16 protein-coding genes are annotated in these 15,141 nt (G+C 52.0%); 8 read left to right on the top strand and 8 right to left on the bottom strand.

Going from position 1 to position 15,141, the window contains the following annotated elements; all coding sequences use genetic code 11:
- Positions 1-9 precede the first annotated feature (9 nt).
- The 5 genes from WM40_RS06445 to WM40_RS06425 all read left to right on the top strand — a co-directional run bounded on the left by WM40_RS06445 (position 10) and on the right by WM40_RS06425 (position 4,567).
- Positions 10-819, top strand: coding sequence for a TetR/AcrR family transcriptional regulator (locus tag WM40_RS06445; protein ID WP_081764981.1), 810 nt, complete (start codon positions 10-12; stop codon positions 817-819).
- Positions 820-1,061: 242 nt separating this feature from the next.
- On the top strand, positions 1,062-2,447 hold the full coding sequence (locus WM40_RS06440) for an MFS transporter (RefSeq protein WP_157685739.1): 1,386 nt from the start codon (positions 1,062-1,064) through the stop codon (positions 2,445-2,447).
- A gap of 541 nt (positions 2,448-2,988) precedes the next feature.
- Positions 2,989-3,315, top strand: a complete 327-nt coding sequence (locus tag WM40_RS06435) for a hypothetical protein (RefSeq protein ID WP_046152495.1) — start codon at positions 2,989-2,991, stop codon at positions 3,313-3,315.
- Positions 3,315-4,235, top strand: a complete 921-nt coding sequence (locus WM40_RS06430) for a dihydrodipicolinate synthase family protein (protein ID WP_046152494.1) — start codon at positions 3,315-3,317, stop codon at positions 4,233-4,235. The genes WM40_RS06435 and WM40_RS06430 overlap by 1 nt, the downstream gene beginning before the upstream one ends.
- Positions 4,235-4,567 (top strand): hypothetical protein, encoded by a 333-nt coding sequence (locus WM40_RS06425; protein ID WP_024903990.1) that lies wholly within the window; start codon positions 4,235-4,237, stop codon positions 4,565-4,567. Before WM40_RS06430 ends, WM40_RS06425 begins: the two co-directional genes overlap by 1 nt.
- A 191-nt stretch (positions 4,568-4,758) precedes the next feature.
- Here WM40_RS06425 and WM40_RS30000 read toward each other — a convergent pair whose 3' ends face one another.
- Entirely contained in the window at positions 4,759-5,865 is a 1,107-nt protein-coding gene (locus tag WM40_RS30000) for a serine hydrolase (protein WP_157685075.1), read from the bottom strand.
- Between the two features lie 50 nt (positions 5,866-5,915).
- Between WM40_RS30000 and WM40_RS30885 the strand changes: the two genes are divergently transcribed.
- Positions 5,916-6,173 carry a hypothetical protein gene (locus tag WM40_RS30885; RefSeq protein ID WP_162199043.1) on the top strand — a complete coding sequence of 86 codons (258 nt, stop codon included), beginning with the start codon at positions 5,916-5,918 and terminating at the stop codon, positions 6,171-6,173.
- Between the two features lie 282 nt (positions 6,174-6,455).
- Here the strand turns inward: WM40_RS30885 and WM40_RS30880 are convergent, their stop codons facing one another.
- Complete coding sequence (locus WM40_RS30880; RefSeq protein ID WP_162199042.1) at positions 6,456-7,475, bottom strand: serine hydrolase domain-containing protein; 1,020 nt, start codon at positions 7,473-7,475, stop codon at positions 6,456-6,458.
- Positions 7,476-7,588: 113 nt separating this feature from the next.
- Here WM40_RS30880 and WM40_RS30875 point away from each other — a divergent pair, with 113 nt between their 5' ends.
- Entirely contained in the window at positions 7,589-8,095 is a 507-nt protein-coding gene (locus WM40_RS30875) for a hypothetical protein (RefSeq protein WP_201779126.1), read from the top strand.
- A gap of 374 nt (positions 8,096-8,469) precedes the next feature.
- On the opposite strand, the gene WM40_RS06400 is transcribed toward WM40_RS30875, so the two are convergent.
- The 4 genes from WM40_RS06400 to WM40_RS06390 form a co-directional block, all read right to left on the bottom strand.
- Positions 8,470-10,605 (bottom strand): F-box protein, encoded by a 2,136-nt coding sequence (locus WM40_RS06400; RefSeq protein ID WP_157685737.1) that lies wholly within the window; start codon positions 10,603-10,605, stop codon positions 8,470-8,472.
- Between the two features lie 331 nt (positions 10,606-10,936).
- On the bottom strand, positions 10,937-11,266 hold the full coding sequence (locus tag WM40_RS29990) for an FUSC family protein (RefSeq protein ID WP_413783798.1): 330 nt from the start codon (positions 11,264-11,266) through the stop codon (positions 10,937-10,939).
- Positions 11,191-11,367, bottom strand: coding sequence for an FUSC family protein (locus tag WM40_RS32430; protein ID WP_413783797.1), 177 nt, complete (start codon positions 11,365-11,367; stop codon positions 11,191-11,193). Before WM40_RS32430 ends, WM40_RS29990 begins: the two co-directional genes overlap by 76 nt.
- Positions 11,368-11,438: 71 nt before the next feature.
- Positions 11,439-12,122, bottom strand: a complete 684-nt coding sequence (locus tag WM40_RS06390; protein ID WP_157685735.1) for a hypothetical protein — start codon at positions 12,120-12,122, stop codon at positions 11,439-11,441.
- On the opposite strand from WM40_RS06390, the gene WM40_RS06385 reads away from it, so the two are divergent.
- On the top strand, positions 12,121-12,336 hold the full coding sequence (locus WM40_RS06385; protein WP_024905122.1) for a hypothetical protein: 216 nt from the start codon (positions 12,121-12,123) through the stop codon (positions 12,334-12,336). The genes WM40_RS06390 and WM40_RS06385 overlap by 2 nt on opposite strands.
- A gap of 275 nt (positions 12,337-12,611) precedes the next feature.
- Here WM40_RS06385 and WM40_RS06380 read toward each other — a convergent pair whose 3' ends face one another.
- Positions 12,612-13,979, bottom strand: coding sequence for a cytochrome c (locus WM40_RS06380; protein ID WP_046152487.1), 1,368 nt, complete (start codon positions 13,977-13,979; stop codon positions 12,612-12,614).
- 3 nt (positions 13,980-13,982) lie between these two features.
- Positions 13,983-15,141: GMC family oxidoreductase (locus WM40_RS06375; protein ID WP_046152486.1), on the bottom strand; the 1,159-nt coding region annotated here is incomplete at its 5' end.

Raw genomic sequence — 15,141 nt, 5'->3', positions numbered from 1 at the left:
ACAACCGGTATGCCCGACGCTCCACTGAATTCCTTTTCTGACTCTGAGGCCACCCCGCCTAGTGTGACGCGTGCGGACGCCCCATCCGGTGCCGCGACTGCCTCGTCGAACCCATCGCAGGATTCGTCCGACCCCGTTGTCCCGCCACCGACCACGGCAAAAGGACGTCCCAAGCGAAAGAATGATCCGGAGTTGACGAAGCAGAATATCCTCGAAGTCGCTACCGAGGAGTTCGCGACGAACGGCCTTGCCGGCGCGCGCGTGGATGCCATTGCGGCAAAGACCCGCACGACGAAGCGGATGATCTATTACTACTTTGGTAGCAAGGATGAGCTTTATCAGGCGGTTCTCGATCAAGCCTATGGGGGTATCCGGCATAACGAGGAGGAGATGCGCCTGATCGAACAACCGCCGATCGACGCCATGCGCGCCTTGGTCGGATTAACCTTCGACTATCATGAAGCGCATCCCGATTTCGTGCGGCTGGTCAGCATCGAAAACTTCCAGCAGGCCACTTTCCTGAAGCGGTCGGAAACGAGTCGGGGACGCAATGCCACCGCGATTCAACTGCTTGAGCAGATTCTCGAGCGTGGGGTGCGTGCCGGCTGCTTTCGCGCGAATGTTGATGCTATCGATCTGCACATGCTAATGAGCAGTTTTTCTTTTCACCGGGTCTTGAACCGATACACGTTCGGCACCTTATTTGGCCGCGACCCATTGCTGCCGAGTCAGCGCCCCGCCCATCGACAGATGTTGATCGAAGCAGTGCTGGCGTACCTCCGCCCCGATGCGATCATACCGTCCCAGTCGGCATCATGATGGAAGATCGACGCATCCCGCATTTATCGGGATATTTTTGCGGAAAACCCGCATCATAACGCTATGGATCTGGCATTTTTCGCAAAAAATGCGGCGTTCGTACGCAACGCGCATTTCCCTTGCCATCACAGTTCTTTATAATCGCCGCGAGGTCTTGCTTTGCGGGGGCCGCCTTCAAGACGTAAAACCCGGCTATGACTAATAAAGATTGCGGGACGAGATACCAGCCGATGGAAAAGTCGATGCGCAGCATAGCAACCCAAAGTCCCGCGAACGCGACCGATGGCTTGATAGCGAGCGCTGACAGCGAGACGGGAACCGTGGGCGTACCGATGAAGGCGGCATTGCCGTCGCACAAGGAACGTGTCCAATCGGCCGTGGCGGTGGTGGTGGGTAGCGCGCTGGAATGGTACGACTTCTTCTTGTACACATTGCTCGTGGGCAGCGTGATGTCCGCAAGTTTCTTTCCGGCTACCGATCAGTTTGCTGGCACGGTAGCCGCTTATGCCACGTTCGCCGTCGGCTTTGTGGCGCGCCCCTTTGGCGGCTTGCTGCTGGCGACATTATCGGACCGCTTTGGCCGGAAACGCATCCTCGTCGTCATCCTGTTGCTGACCGGTGGCAGCAGTTGCCTGATCGGCCTGCTACCCACCTATGCATCGATCGGCCTGGCCGCGCCGCTCTTGTTATTGTTCTTGCGCATTATTCAAGGCGTGGGCGCTGGCGCTGAATTCGCCGTGGCGGCGGTGTATGCCGTTGAAACGGGCGCAGCAAGAAACAGTGGTGTGCGCGGCGCGCTGCCCGCAACGGGTGTGTATGCCGGCATGTTGTTGGCATCGGCAGCGCTCGGAGTGTTTTCCTGGTTGACCGGACCGGCGTTTGCGGACTGGGGCTGGCGCATCCCGTTCCTGTTCAGCGGGTTGCTGCTGCTCGCAGGCGTCTGGATTCGACGCAACCTGAGTGAAAGTCAGGCATTTCATGCGGCACAAGTTCTGCAACCAGACGCAACGCGGAAAAGCACCGCAGTGCGGGCACTATTGCGAGACGAATGGCGCGGGGTCGTGTTTGTGGTAGGCGCGCAGTTCGCGCAAGCCGGTCTCGGTTTTCTATTTTTGACCTTCACTTCGTACTACCTCACGGCCACCCTCGGCATGCCGCGCGCAGTCGCGTTGCACGCCACGTTGATTGCCGCCGCGGTGGCCGTGGTCACTGCGCCGTTATTTGGCGCGCTGGCGGATCATATCGGTGTACGACGTTTCTTTATGGTTGCATTATTGTTTTCGATCGCTGCCAGCGTGGCGTATTTCCCGTTGACCGCCACCCGCTCGCCCACGTTGATCTGCCTGGCGATGGTCTTGACGATCGGCATCGGCGTGAACGGGTTGCTCGCCGTACAGGGAGCGTTGTTCTCGGCGCAATTTCCCGCCGCGGTACGCGCCAGCGGCGTGGCGCTGGGCCGCGAACTCTCCACCGCCGTTGTGGGTGGGCTAACGCCAATCCTGGCCATCTACATGTTGCGCGGGGCCGGTGCGACAGGCGTGGCCGCCTTGGCCGTCGGACTGACGTTGATATCCTTGCTTACCGTGACGTTCTGTCATGGAAAGAATACGATGCGGCATGGCGCGTAAAACGCTATTCATCCTTGCTTCTGTGTAGATAGCCATTCACCGCTACCAGGTAAGTGGGATCCCTGTTCCCACGTTCATATAATACTTACACCTCTAATATATTAGGTGTACTGACTTAATTTGCCACTACCCATTTCTCTTTTTTTGCAGAGTTAGACGATCTAACGCGTGCACGGTACTTTTATTAGTCAAGGCTTAAAAAATTTGAAAGCTCGCGCGGCTTAAGGTTTTGACGGGTAATGGCGATTGAGTGATTTGCGAGGTACATCATTGCAAGGTGCATCTGTGGTATGACGGCGAATCCTTACACCAGCAAAATCCAGAGCAGATACAAAAAAAGCACCGTCGCTTAAGCGGTCCTATTTTTCAAGCACGAAAATCTTTACAGGTTCTTGATACATCGACCCGCGATTTTTACGCCAATTTGATGTGCGTTGGCGCTACGATTTCACTATCGCATCGTACTGCGGCAGAGAAAGATTAATTGAAGTGATATTGGGGTCGCCGTACCAATCCCAATGGCAAAGCGAGGAACGGCATCATGCATTTGTCGAGCAAAACCAATTCAGAAAGGCATTTCCTTCCTACGGTTCCTATAACGCCATTTGATGCATACGTCGTTGAAGTGGTGGTCGAGGAGCACGAGGGAGATAAGAAACGCGCCCAACTCAAGAAAGTGTTTGGATCATCGATGGGTGCGCGAGTACGCCACGCAACGCTCTTTCCAATACACATTCACTTCACGTTCGACATTCCCGCAGCAGGCATGAAATCAACTCTTCAAGCGCTGATGACGCTTATCCCCAACGCCACTATCAACCAAATTTACCCGCGGGAGTTCGAGTACAGTCCGCGACGGAAAAAGTAATGATCTCAGGTATGTGGTTACCCTTAGTCACGCCATTCAAGCATGGCAAAGTGGACGTTGCTGCATTACGACATCTGGTGCAGCACTATGCCGGTACAGGTATCAGCGGGTTTGTCGCGCTGGGCACGACAGGTGAATCAACCCTTTTGTCACGGATTGAGCGTAGCGAGGTATTGGACACGATCTTCGACGCTGTCCCGTCCGGTATGCCGGTCTATATTGGTGTCAGTGGATTGAGCACATCGGAGATGTGTGAATCGATTCAAATTTATGACCGCTTTCAGCCTGATGGGTATCTGGTCCCTGCTCCTGCCTACATCCGGCCCGATCAAGACGGCTTGATCTGGCACTTCTCGACAATCGCCGATGTCGCAAGGAAGCCGATCATACTGTATGACGTTCCACTGCGCGCAGGCGTCGCACTGGCACCAGAAACCGTAGAGAAGCTGCTGTATCGGCACGAAATCACGGCGATCAAAGCATGTGTGCCCAGCAGCTTCAGCGCCTTCGGGAAACTCCCTCTCAGCATGCTGTGCGGGACGGATAATGCACTTATCGAATGCCTGCAAGCAGGCGGCAGCGGCGCCATTCTCGCCAGTGCCCACGTCTTCCCGGAAGAACTCGTTTCCATTGATCGAGATATCCGAGCGTCGCTGTCGGGCAGGACCTCTTCCGGCCTTGAACGTCGAAGAAACGAAGCATGCCTGGACTTCGATGGGCTCTCGGACATCATCCGCCTGCTTTTCTCGACGACCAACCCTACCGCAATAAAAGCATGCCTGGCATTGCAAGGACTTGCGAGCGCGGAGACGCGCGCACCGCTGGCCACCGCATCAGAAAAGCTCATGAGGCAGTTAGCGCACGCGCTCGCTCAGCTAAACAACCTCGAACCGTTACCATTGGCTTTCTCGGATAAATGATGAACTTCCCAACCCTGGCCTCGCACAATCAAGAAGAAGCAAAATCGATTCTCTCGGACGATGCATTGCCTGCAAACGCATTGCAGCGACGCGTATTCCTGGATGTCACGCTACTGAACGATTATCACGGTAAGGTCCATACACCACGCGAAAGCCTCAGCCAATTACTGCACTCCCCCCTCGGCGTCTACATTGCCAGTATCAGCGTTGCCGGAGAAGACTTGATCGTGCGATTCGACATTGCCGCATCGGACGTGGACTTTACGTTGCACATGCTGATCAGCGCATTACCAGATGCCATGATCGGGCGCCTGCTTTCACGCAGCGTATAGGATGTCGATGCATCGACAGTTGATGCGACCTGCGACGTCGCATCAATTTGTCACCGGATCGAATTACTCGGAACAAACTTAATAACATCAGCGTTTGGCCTGGAAAGTCTTTTCGGATCTCATAGAACTAATGTCCAGATGACCGGCGACATATACTGGACGATTGAGTTTATAAAGACGGATTTAGAATTCTAATGTAAATAACTCTTTGTTATCGTCCATGCGATCTTTTTTTGCAGAGCTTGAAAGGCTTCATGTAGCTCTTGCGCTTGTTCTATATCACGGTTTGCGACCCCACTTTGCAAAACATAAACCAGTCCTTCGTCTGGCATGACGATTATTGCCTGACAACTGTTTCGAAGCGAAACGTCGGCAGTCAAGTCGATACAATCATTTTTGTACCACGCATTAGGTAAGATGCTGCTGTGCTTTTTTTTCATTTCTTCGACCATGCCTTGTGCGAATCGCGCAGTATCAGAAAGTGAGAGCGCAATTCCCGGAAAAATCAATTCCCCACTATTTTGCATTTCCGACGCCCATGCGCCGCCCCCCATTTTGAATGGCTGCATGACCTTCACAGATAAGTAATCACTTAGCCCGTCATAGCCGTGCCGGCGTACAGTAGCGTCCAACACTTCAGCAAGAACTTGAAAATCACCGGGATTGTAGTTATACGTCTCTCCATCAGCCAATGAAGGGTCAGCCGGAAAGGTTGCAAGAAAGGACAATGTGGCACCACGCTCACCGAGCTGGCCGGATCGAATAAGTTGTTGTAAATCATCCGCATCCTTCCCGCCACTCTGCCATTTCACACCCGACTGCATTTTCAGCAATTGGTACACCGTTGCCATGCTGTAAATCGGCCCCGCGTTATGCCCTATTACATCACCCGTCCGCGTATCCAAAGCAAGCAAACCATCCTGAAGCGCCGCCCCCACCATCGTGGCTAGGATAGATTGCGTGACGTCGATAGTTTGCAACCTCATATTGACGCTACTGTTCATGCCGTATTTCTCAATTAATGCTTCTCCGTTCAACAGCACCATCAGCCCTGCAACTTTATGCATGTTCATAAACTCGCGTATTTCATTCTCGATAGACGATATATGAGCCGCGCTCGGGCTTCGGGTAAATGTCCGAGCTTTCCCGACGCCAATAATGCGACGATGAAAAAGAAACTGCCCTAAACCCGGATCACCTTCTTTTTGATCTTGTGCCAGGGTTTCAGACTCATCCAAAGCTTTCTTTGGTACTGCCTCTGATGGCCCCGATACTGGAATCGATGTTGAGGCATCCATAGGCTGCGCCTTGGGTGTGGGTGTGGGTGTGAGTGTGGGTGTGAGTGTGGGTGTCGGTGTCGGTGTCGTTGCTGGTGTCGTTGCTGGTGCCGTTGCTGGTGCCGTTGCTGGTGTTGGTGTTGGTGTTGGTGTTGGTGTTGGTGTTGGTGTTGGTGTTGGTGTTGGTGTCGGTGCTAATGCCGTTGCTGCCGGTTCCGCGTCGCGACTACCAGGAGAACACCCAGTCGATACCAAAACGCTCAACACTATCCCTAATGATGTCCGAAATTTTCGGAACGTCTGCCTGTTGTCATCTATGTTCATATTAAAAACACTTCCTCAAGAAAAATCACCCATATGCCTGAATACATCGACATCAACATATAGAAAATAATTTTATATATAGGATAACTAATATATTTACTTTCTATTAAAATCCGTACATTTCGCACTCTTGCCATAGAGCGTTAGGCATATTTCGGTAAACTCATGCTACTAACGCGAAGTACACTTCCATTAGAAATAGTTGTCCCGGCGTGAGGAAACAAAACCGTACAAGTTGTACGTCATCACAATCCGATCAGTGGCACGCTAAGCAGTAAATTTGTGAACTAAGGTGTCAAAAAGTCATCAACACGTTCCGCAGATATTTTCTTTTCAATATCTAAATTTAGTTTAAAAAGATCAGCAAACAGCGTTGCTATCTGCACATCGTCTTCAGCAGCCCATGCACTTTGCAAGACATAGATCAGTCTCTTACTTGGGAGGATAATGATTGCTTGCCCTCCAATCCCTTGAGCATAAAAAAGAGCATCTGGCGCAATAAAGCTTGAGCCATGCGTTTTCCAAAGATAGCCAAACTTCGGGTTCGCACCGTGCCTATCACGTGAACTAAGAGGATGAGGATCCAGATAAGCGGCATACTTCCATCCCAGTGGCAATATGCTACTGTCGCCTTTCTTAAATTCCTCAAGAATGCCTTGCGCAAAGCGTGCATTGTCACGCAGCGTCAAGCTGATTCCTGAAAAAATCAGCTCTCCGCCATCCTGCGTCTCCGACACCCATGTGCCGCCCTCCATCTGAAACGGCTGCGCAATCTTCTTCGACATGTAATCGCTCAAACCATCATAACCTCGCCGTCGCACCGTCGCGTCAAGCACTTCAGCGAGCATTTGCACATCACCAGCGTTGTGGTTGTATATATTTCCACCAATCAATGCGGGGTCCGCATCAAGCGATGCAAGGAACGCCAACGTCGCGCCACGTTCGCCCTTCTCACCTGCCCGGACCATATCTCCAATACCGCCCGGCCGCGCCCCATCGAGCTCCCATTTCACGCCTGACTGCATTCGCAGCAATTGCTCGACAGTCGCCATGCCATACACCGATCCAGCCTTGTCGCCCAAGACATCGCGTACCCGCGTTGTTAAAGAAAGCAGATCCTCCTTAATAGCAAGCCCCACCATCGTGGACAGAATAGAGTATGTGACGCCGAACGTCTGCCACCTTGAATCGGCGTAGTTTCCCAAGCCATATTCTTCCACCAGCGTTTTGCCGTCTTTTAGGGCCATAAAACCTGCAACCCGGTTCAAATCCATAAAACGACGGATTTTATTGTCGATGCTCAGCAACTTTCTCGCATTTTCACCTCGCGAAAATTTTCGCCCTTTCGGCACGCCAACGACGGGCCGGGTAATCAAAAACTCATGCGCGCTTCGATACGTTTGAGGGCGTTCTGCAGGAGTTGCATTCCAAAGCGAATACCCCAATCCTGGTGTTGGTGTTGGTGTTGGTGTTGGTGTTGGTGTTGGTGTTGGTGTTGGTGTTGGTGTTGGTGTTGGTGTTGGTGTTGGTGTTGGTGTTGGTGTTGGTGTTGGTGTCGGTGTCGGTGTCGGTGTCGGTGTCGGTGTCGGTGTCGGTGTCGGTGTCGGTGTCGGTGTCGGTGTCGGTGTCGGTGTCGGTGTCGGTGTCGGTGTCGGTGTCGGTGTCGGTGTCGGTGTCGGTGTCGGTGTCGGTGTCGGTGTCGTTACTGGTGTCGTTACTGGTGTCGTTACTGGTGTCGTTACTGGTGTCGTTGCTGGTGCCGTTTCTCGTGCCGTTGCTGGTGTTGGTGTCGGTGCTAATGCCGTTGCTGCCGCCGTGGCTGCCGGTTCCGCATCGCGACTACCAGGAGAACACCCATTCAACACCAGAGCAGTCAATGCCATCCCAAATGACATCCGAAATTTCCAAAACGTTTGCGCGTTGTTAACAATCTTCATATAAAATAATTTTTTCAAAAAAAATCTACCGGGAGCATTTTTCTTCATCGTGAAAATGATATTTTTATATTGATCACCTACCCTGGAATTATTTTCAAGTAAAAAAATAACTTCCACGACAAAGAAAGTGAATGCGAAAATCGGAGACCACTGCATGATTGACGAATACACAAAAATACGAACCCATCACGTCCACCCTGACCCACCATCCAACAAATACTCAAATAATCGCGTGATTGACATGCGAAAACTTGTAATTGCAGCTATATCGTTGCTTACCTAATTCGTATTTCTCCATAGGGAAAGATTAACCCCCCCTAATTCTTCTAACATTCACGACCATTTTATTAAATAAAATAAGATTTTATATATTAATCCTATCATCAATATCGCGAATATTATATCCAAATTGATAAATTACTTCCTCAATTGTGGATGCATCGCCGATCATTGCTCTTTCACCAAAATCGAAGCCTGGCTCGATCTCAGTTGTCGCGTATTCAGCAAGGATCACAAAGTCCGGATCGTATGGACGCCATCTCGAACACTGTTCATCAAAGGCTGCACCGGGTGCAGATGGAAGCTTCAAATGAAGCTCCCTTGCGATGCGAATATCTATCTCGGATTTCTGTTCTAATGTATTTAGGCCAAAATGCGTTTGCATCCTTGCTCTGATCGCTTCCCCGTCAAGCTTTGAGCGAAAAAATAATGCCGATGCCAACTCGCACGCGAGTAATTGAGGTATGTCGCTCAAGGTTCCATCAAATTCTTCAGCAAACAATTGAATTTCCTTTCTTAGCATATCATAAGGAATGCTATTTATTAATGAATAAAGCATTTCAGGCCAAAAAGCTTTGTCGTTTCTCTTTAACAGGTCCAGAGGCGATATCGCACAATCTTCGAACGATCCAGATGCGATATGACGCGCAACGACCAAATCAATTAAAGCAATAGCTTCCGATAATTTTTGCGGTGTTGCCCCGATGCGAGCTTCATTTCCTGAAATAACTTCGTATAGCTTCTTTCCATCAAAGTTATCGCAGTTACCAAGTTTCCAATGGTCGGAAATTGATTTATTGCGAACAGACATGCACGACACCAGCGCTCGGAGCAAGCCCGGCTGCTGCGCAACTATGCGAACAGCCTCAATACTGGTGATTGCCTGGATAAACAACAAGCGCACCGGCGTTCCAGTCCGGAAGCTTTCGATCTTCGAGATAGCCGTAAAAATTGATTGGAATTGAGAGCGCAGAAGATCGTAAAAAGGCTTGCTGACCAAGCTAAGGGTAAATATTGAACGCGCAGGAAGCAAGTTAGCTAGGGCGCAAATAAATCTACCAGGGAATTTTTCAAGATCTATGCTAAGTGCGGAAACGACCACTTCCGGACCTTTGACGGGATTTGCATACGCATGCCAAGGATTCAGAAAGTGAAATGCCCGATTAAACCAGCCTGGAGATTTTTCAGACTTCCGTATTGGTAAAACATCGATTTGCGCTCTCTCACCGAAGTTATAATGAGGTTTTATGGCGAGCGTCGCCTGTTCTGCCTGGATTACAAAACGCGTGTTGCAAGCACGCCATCTCGAACATTCCAGATCAAAGTCCGGCCCTGGCGCTTCCTTACAATGCTCATGAAGTTCCGAGGCAATACGCTGATCGACAATAGACCACTGCTTGTCCGTCGTCACGCCAAAACGCCTGCGCATTATCGCCTGAACCATATCCCCTTGATGCTTTTTGTTAAAAAACAGTGCTGATGCCAAGGCCCCTGCAAATGAATCAGAAATATTTTCTGGCAGACCGTCATAATTTTCAAAAAATAACGTTATCGCATCTTTCAGATCATATGCTGGAATGTTCTCAGTAAGGGAATTAAGCACTGCCACCCAAAATGATTTTTCAGTTTGCTGCAGCAAATTAAAAGGTGTTATCTTGCAATGCTCAAAGGACTTAAATATGGCATAACGCGCAACGATCAGATTAACTAAATCAAGGGCTTGCGATAAAGAACATGGTGGAAGTTTTATCACGCTTTCTTGTTCGGAAAGAACAGCGCTAAAAGCTTTTCCTTTAAAGAAAGCTAGATGCCTATGCCCGTGTCGGTCATCTGAACCACTCCGGTTACCGTCTGGTATTGTCAACACAAGCGCTCTTAGCAGCGCTGGCTGCTGGGCACGAATGCGAACAGTCTGAATACTGTTCAGCGTCTGCATGAACAGAGCCTCTAGAGGCTCACTAGTCCGAAATCTTCCGATGTTCGATATAGCCATAAAGCTTGACTGAAACTGCGACCGCAACAATGTATAGTATTTGTTGCTAACTAGACTAAGGCTGAATAGTGAACGTGCGGAAAGCAAGGAAGCAGACATGCAAAAGACATCACTGGGCAACTCATCCAGCTTACCCTGTCTCACAGCCACAACCTTTTCTTCTAATTCTTCATCGTCATCCGTATTCCCTAAATACAGAGGTGCTACGGCATCAAATAACACTCGCATGATCTGCATTCCAAAATAAATAGATAAATAAAGAAAGCGCTTACATCGCAAAACTATAGTTGCATGACTTGGGACATTCGTCTCACTGCTCATTTGCGGATTAGACCATGTACAAGGTTTGACATGCCGCTTTTACGAATCAAGCTTCGTTGGAATAGTGACGTCTTCGCCTTATCAAGTGAAAAGCCGAATCTGCCTACAGTTACGAACGCAAAGGCGACATCTTGAGGAAAACACTAAATAGTAGTCTTGACAAACATGAGGCCTCGACCAATCGGCGTTACCTCGACATGCCGCGCCTTGCGCAAGGCCTTTTCAAAATCGAATAAGGTTAGTCCATTCCCGGTCGACGATTGGCATTAAGTCCGATCGCCTTGAGAAGATAGTCAATAACGAGTGCCATGCCGCAACCGATCAGCGTTGCGCCAATCCGCTCCTGGTACAAAGCGATCTCCGGAGCAATTTGTCCGGGATCGACCAAACCAAGCATGCAAACGATGTAGGCAGTCAGGGCCGCGCTGAAGAAGAGATAGCTGACGCGATTCAACGCGTAGGCAGATAAGGCGCACAGACTCGTCGCGATAATCAACCATCCCGGACTCGGGCGAAGAAAAAAATCGCGAGTGTTACTAGCGTTGCCCCCGTGACAGTCCCTATACAGCGCTGCAGCACACTGTGGAACTCTTCCTTCAAAGATGGTTTGAGCACGACCAACGCGGTCATAGGTGCCCAATAGCTATGTTGTAGCTTCAACATATGCACGGCCAGACTGGCGGCAGTACAAGCCAGCGCCGCGCGCAATGCCGTGGCCAGCGCACCACGAGTATCACTTCTTAAAGATTGAGACGGTAAGATCGGCGGGATCGCACGCGGCCAGAACAAAAAGCCGCCCCCAGAAATCCGATCTGAACCGCCCCGCCGATACCCACCATTAGCGCCCGTTGCGCCGCGTAGTCGGTCGATACGCCGAACGTTCCAGAACCATGAACGAGTTCACCGAATTGCGGCAAGATCGCCTGCAGCATTAGGCCAAAATCAATTGGAAAAGATGAGTTAGCAACACTGGCATTCCCACTATTGCTACCGGCAAAACTACCTGCGACGAATAGCGCGATCGCGGATTGCTGACAAATCCAGGTCAATCCCGGCCCGCGTATCGCAGCCCACCCGCCCAGTGCCGCCCAAATCGCGCTTGCCAACAGCATCGCCGTCAATGAGGCACCGATGCGTGAACCAATCCACGTGGACAACATCATGCCGAGGCACGCAAGTAGCATCGGCATGATCGAAATTCGCGTAAAACGTTGCAGCGCCCCTAAGCCGACAGTGAACGCGCCCCCGGCGACGACCAGCATCGGTACCATGTGATTTGTAATCTGACCGATCCACAGGCATACAGCGATGGTCGGCCAGGCCATTAACCCCGTCCGCCACAGGCACTGCTGCCATTCGGGCGAGAAAAGATTGTCCCACGGAGCCTGGGACGGTGCGGGAGTCTTGTTCGAATGTTCGCGCATGTCGGAAAAGAAGACAAAAGCAGCGCATGCCGCCTTCGTTGTTCACCGTAACATGTATTTTGACAACACAAGCCTTGTGTCTTTAAATCAAGAGATTGATTACATCGCTAGCGTCGGCCTGATGGCATTGATCAATACGAAGGTCTTGTTTTCCGGATCATTATCGTACTGCTTCTCACGCCAAGCACTTAAAGACTACCGCAACGGTATCTGACTGGCGCTCGACGATAAAGTACCGCCCCATCGTTCCCGTGCAAAGGAAATAGGTTGCGGTTCCGGCCAATATGACTCGTTTGGGTCCATGACCCAATACTGATACCCGTAACCATGGCATCCTCTTCACTCGTGGCCGTACACGCCAGCAGGAATATACGCCTGCCTATCACAGCCCTCGTGCAATACGCTCGCACCGTCGATAAAAACGCAGGTAAAAAAACCCCGATATCGCTATCGGGGTGTGGTGTGTCGCGGCTGCTTGCGTCTCAAATTTTAAGGTTGTGATCCTAACTGCGGTGGCGCTTTCAGACGCGTACGCAGCTTCGTTGCATCGGCGGCCGTAATCGCATCGGCCGCGTTACCCCAACTATTCCGAATATACGTCGCCACGGCCGCCACCTCTTGGTCCGACAGTTTCCAGGCAAACGCAGGCATTTCCGCGCTCGTCGGATTGCTCGCTGTAGCGGCACCGCGCCCGCCCATCAAGATCGTTCGGATCACGTTGTTGGCACCCGGCGCTTGCACGCCCGGATTGTTTGCCAGGGATGGCACCATCGCCTCGACACCCTCGCCGCTCGTCTTATGACAGGCAGCGCAATTGCTTTGATAGATGTCATGTCCCAACACCATCATGGCGTCCGTTTGCTGCAGCGGTGTCGGCCGCTTTCTGTCAGACCCGGGCAAGCTCTTCAAGTAAGTGGCAATTGCGCTCAGGTCACCTTCGGTCATATGCTGCGTCGAATTCGTCACTGCCTCGCCCATCGACCCTGCCGCGACGCTGATGCGATTACCCCCCGTATGCAGGTAAGCCACGACGTCCGCGTTGCTCCAACTGCCAATACCGGTATAGGTATTGCCGGTGATCTCGGGTGCATGCCAACCCTCGAGGTCATATCCTTGCAGATAATCCGTATCGCCCCCGAGGAAGTTCTTGCCGCTGTGGCAAGCCGTGCAGTGACCAAGACCGTCAACCAGATAGGCGCCACGGTTCCACTCGATCGACTGTTTCGGGTCCGGCGTGAAAGGCGTCGGATTGAAGAACAGCAGATTCCAGAAGAAAAGTGATTGGCGAATATTGAACGGGAACGGCAACTGGTTTGCGGGCGGTGCTTCGGCTACTGGCGCAACCGTCTTCAAATAAGCAAAGACGTCAAGCAGGTCCTTGTCGGTAACGCGCGAATACAAGTTGTACGGCATCGCCGGGTACAGCAACTTGCCATGCGGCGCGACACCATCCTTGACAGCATGCAGAAACTGCGCGTCCGTCCAATCGCCAATGCCGTACCGCTTGTCCGGCGTAATATTGCTGGACACAATGACGCCGAACGGGGTATTCAAGCCCAAACCGCCAGCAAACGGCTTGCCGCCCTTCGCCGTATGACAAGCGATACAGTCCCCCGCTTGGGCCAGGTACAAGCCCCGCTTGATCGGATCGGCCTCCTTACTGCCATCATTCGCGCCGTATTGCGTGATCTGATCCAGCAGCGCGGTATCAACCGGCGCATTGGCACGCTGGTGCGAACGCCAGGCAATCAAGCCGCCAAGAATCACGGCCGCAAGGATGATCAGGATAAAAATCACGATCCCGATGCGGGCGGCGCCAGACCGGCGTGGCGAGTGTTGAGTAGGTTGTTGCGCCATCGTCTAGACCTTCACCAATGCGCCAGGTGCCTTCAGATACTGATCCCGAATGGCTTGCGCGGCATGTAACGTCAGCGCGGCCACCGTACCCGTCGGGTTGTAGCCGGCATTGTTCGCGAACGCCGATGCGCCGCAGACAAAGGTGTTCGGTACATCCCAGCTCTGCAAATACTTGTTGACCGCGCTGGTCCGCGGATCATCGCCCATGCACGCCCCGCCCGTGGTATGCGAAGACAGATTGGTCATCGGCGTGTACGGCGCGGCCGTCGGCTCTGAACGCTCGATTGTCTCGGCGTTCATCGCCTTGGCGATCTCCATGGACTTATCCGCCATGAACTTGCCCGAACGCTTGTCGTTCTCGTTCCAATCAAACGTCACTCGCAGCAACGGCTGGCCATGACGATCCTTGTATTCCGGATCAAGGTCGAGGAAGACGTCTCGATGCGGATAGCTGTTGCCCATTACATAGATCGAATTGTAGTTCTGGTAGGCCTTCTGGTAAGCCTTCTTCCAGCTTGAGCCCCACGCCGGCGTGCCCTTGGGCACCCCTCCCGACAAACCGATCGGCCGGCCATTCGTCGAGTGAATCAGCGCCGTGCCGCCGCCAATGAAGTCGAGATTCGAATGATCAAAGTTATCGCCATTGAAATCGTCGATCGATTGCGCCAGTGCACCCGCACCGATAAACGGGTTCAGTTGCTGATCCTTCAGCCAAAGTGATGCACCCGAGATGGTCTGATACGCATAATTGCGACCCACGACCCCTTCACCGGTATCGCGGTTATAGGGTTTGCCGATGCCCGAAAGCAACATCAGTCGAACATTATCGAATTGATAAGCCGATAGCACGACGATATCTGCGGGCTGTTCCCACTCCTGTCCGTCGTTATCGATGAAGGTCACGCCAGTAGCCATCTTCTTGTCGCCAGTCAGGTCGACGCGCAACACTTCGGAATCAGGAATCAAGCTGAAGTTCTTCCGTGCCATGAGTGCCGGTAACACGCACGCTTGCGGGCTGCTTTTAGACCAATTGCCACAACCGAAGAATTCACAATAGCCGCAATATGTGCAAGGCGCCATCTTCACGCCAAGCGTATTCGTATAGGCGCCGGAGGTATTCCCGGCAGGTACGGCGAACGGATGATAGCCGAGATCCTTGGTC

The organism is Robbsia andropogonis (assembly GCF_000970345.1).
GTDB classification, from domain to species: Bacteria; Pseudomonadota; Gammaproteobacteria; order Burkholderiales; family Burkholderiaceae; genus Robbsia; species Robbsia andropogonis.
This window is presented reverse-complemented; position numbering and strand designations above follow the sequence as displayed.

What these genes read in the sequence shown, in the direction of transcription:
- WM40_RS06445 (WP_081764981.1), top strand. Translation starts at nt 10, where the DNA reads ATGCCCGACGCTCCACTGAATTCCTTTTCTGACTCTGAGGCCACCCCG.
- WM40_RS06440 (WP_157685739.1), top strand. Translation starts at nt 1,062, where the DNA reads ATGCGCAGCATAGCAACCCAAAGTCCCGCGAACGCGACCGATGGCTTG.
- WM40_RS06435 (WP_046152495.1), top strand. Translation starts at nt 2,989, where the DNA reads ATGCATTTGTCGAGCAAAACCAATTCAGAAAGGCATTTCCTTCCTACG.
- WM40_RS06430 (WP_046152494.1), top strand. Translation starts at nt 3,315, where the DNA reads ATGATCTCAGGTATGTGGTTACCCTTAGTCACGCCATTCAAGCATGGC.
- WM40_RS06425 (WP_024903990.1), top strand. Translation starts at nt 4,235, where the DNA reads ATGAACTTCCCAACCCTGGCCTCGCACAATCAAGAAGAAGCAAAATCG.
- WM40_RS30000 (WP_157685075.1), bottom strand. Translation starts at nt 5,865, where the DNA reads ATGGATGCCTCAACATCGATTCCAGTATCGGGGCCATCAGAGGCAGTA.
- WM40_RS06400 (WP_157685737.1), bottom strand. Translation starts at nt 10,605, where the DNA reads ATGCGAGTGTTATTTGATGCCGTAGCACCTCTGTATTTAGGGAATACG.
- WM40_RS06385 (WP_024905122.1), top strand. Translation starts at nt 12,121, where the DNA reads ATGTCGGAAAAGAAGACAAAAGCAGCGCATGCCGCCTTCGTTGTTCAC.
- WM40_RS06390 (WP_157685735.1), bottom strand. Translation starts at nt 12,122, where the DNA reads ATGCGCGAACATTCGAACAAGACTCCCGCACCGTCCCAGGCTCCGTGG.
- WM40_RS06380 (WP_046152487.1), bottom strand. Translation starts at nt 13,979, where the DNA reads ATGGCGCAACAACCTACTCAACACTCGCCACGCCGGTCTGGCGCCGCC.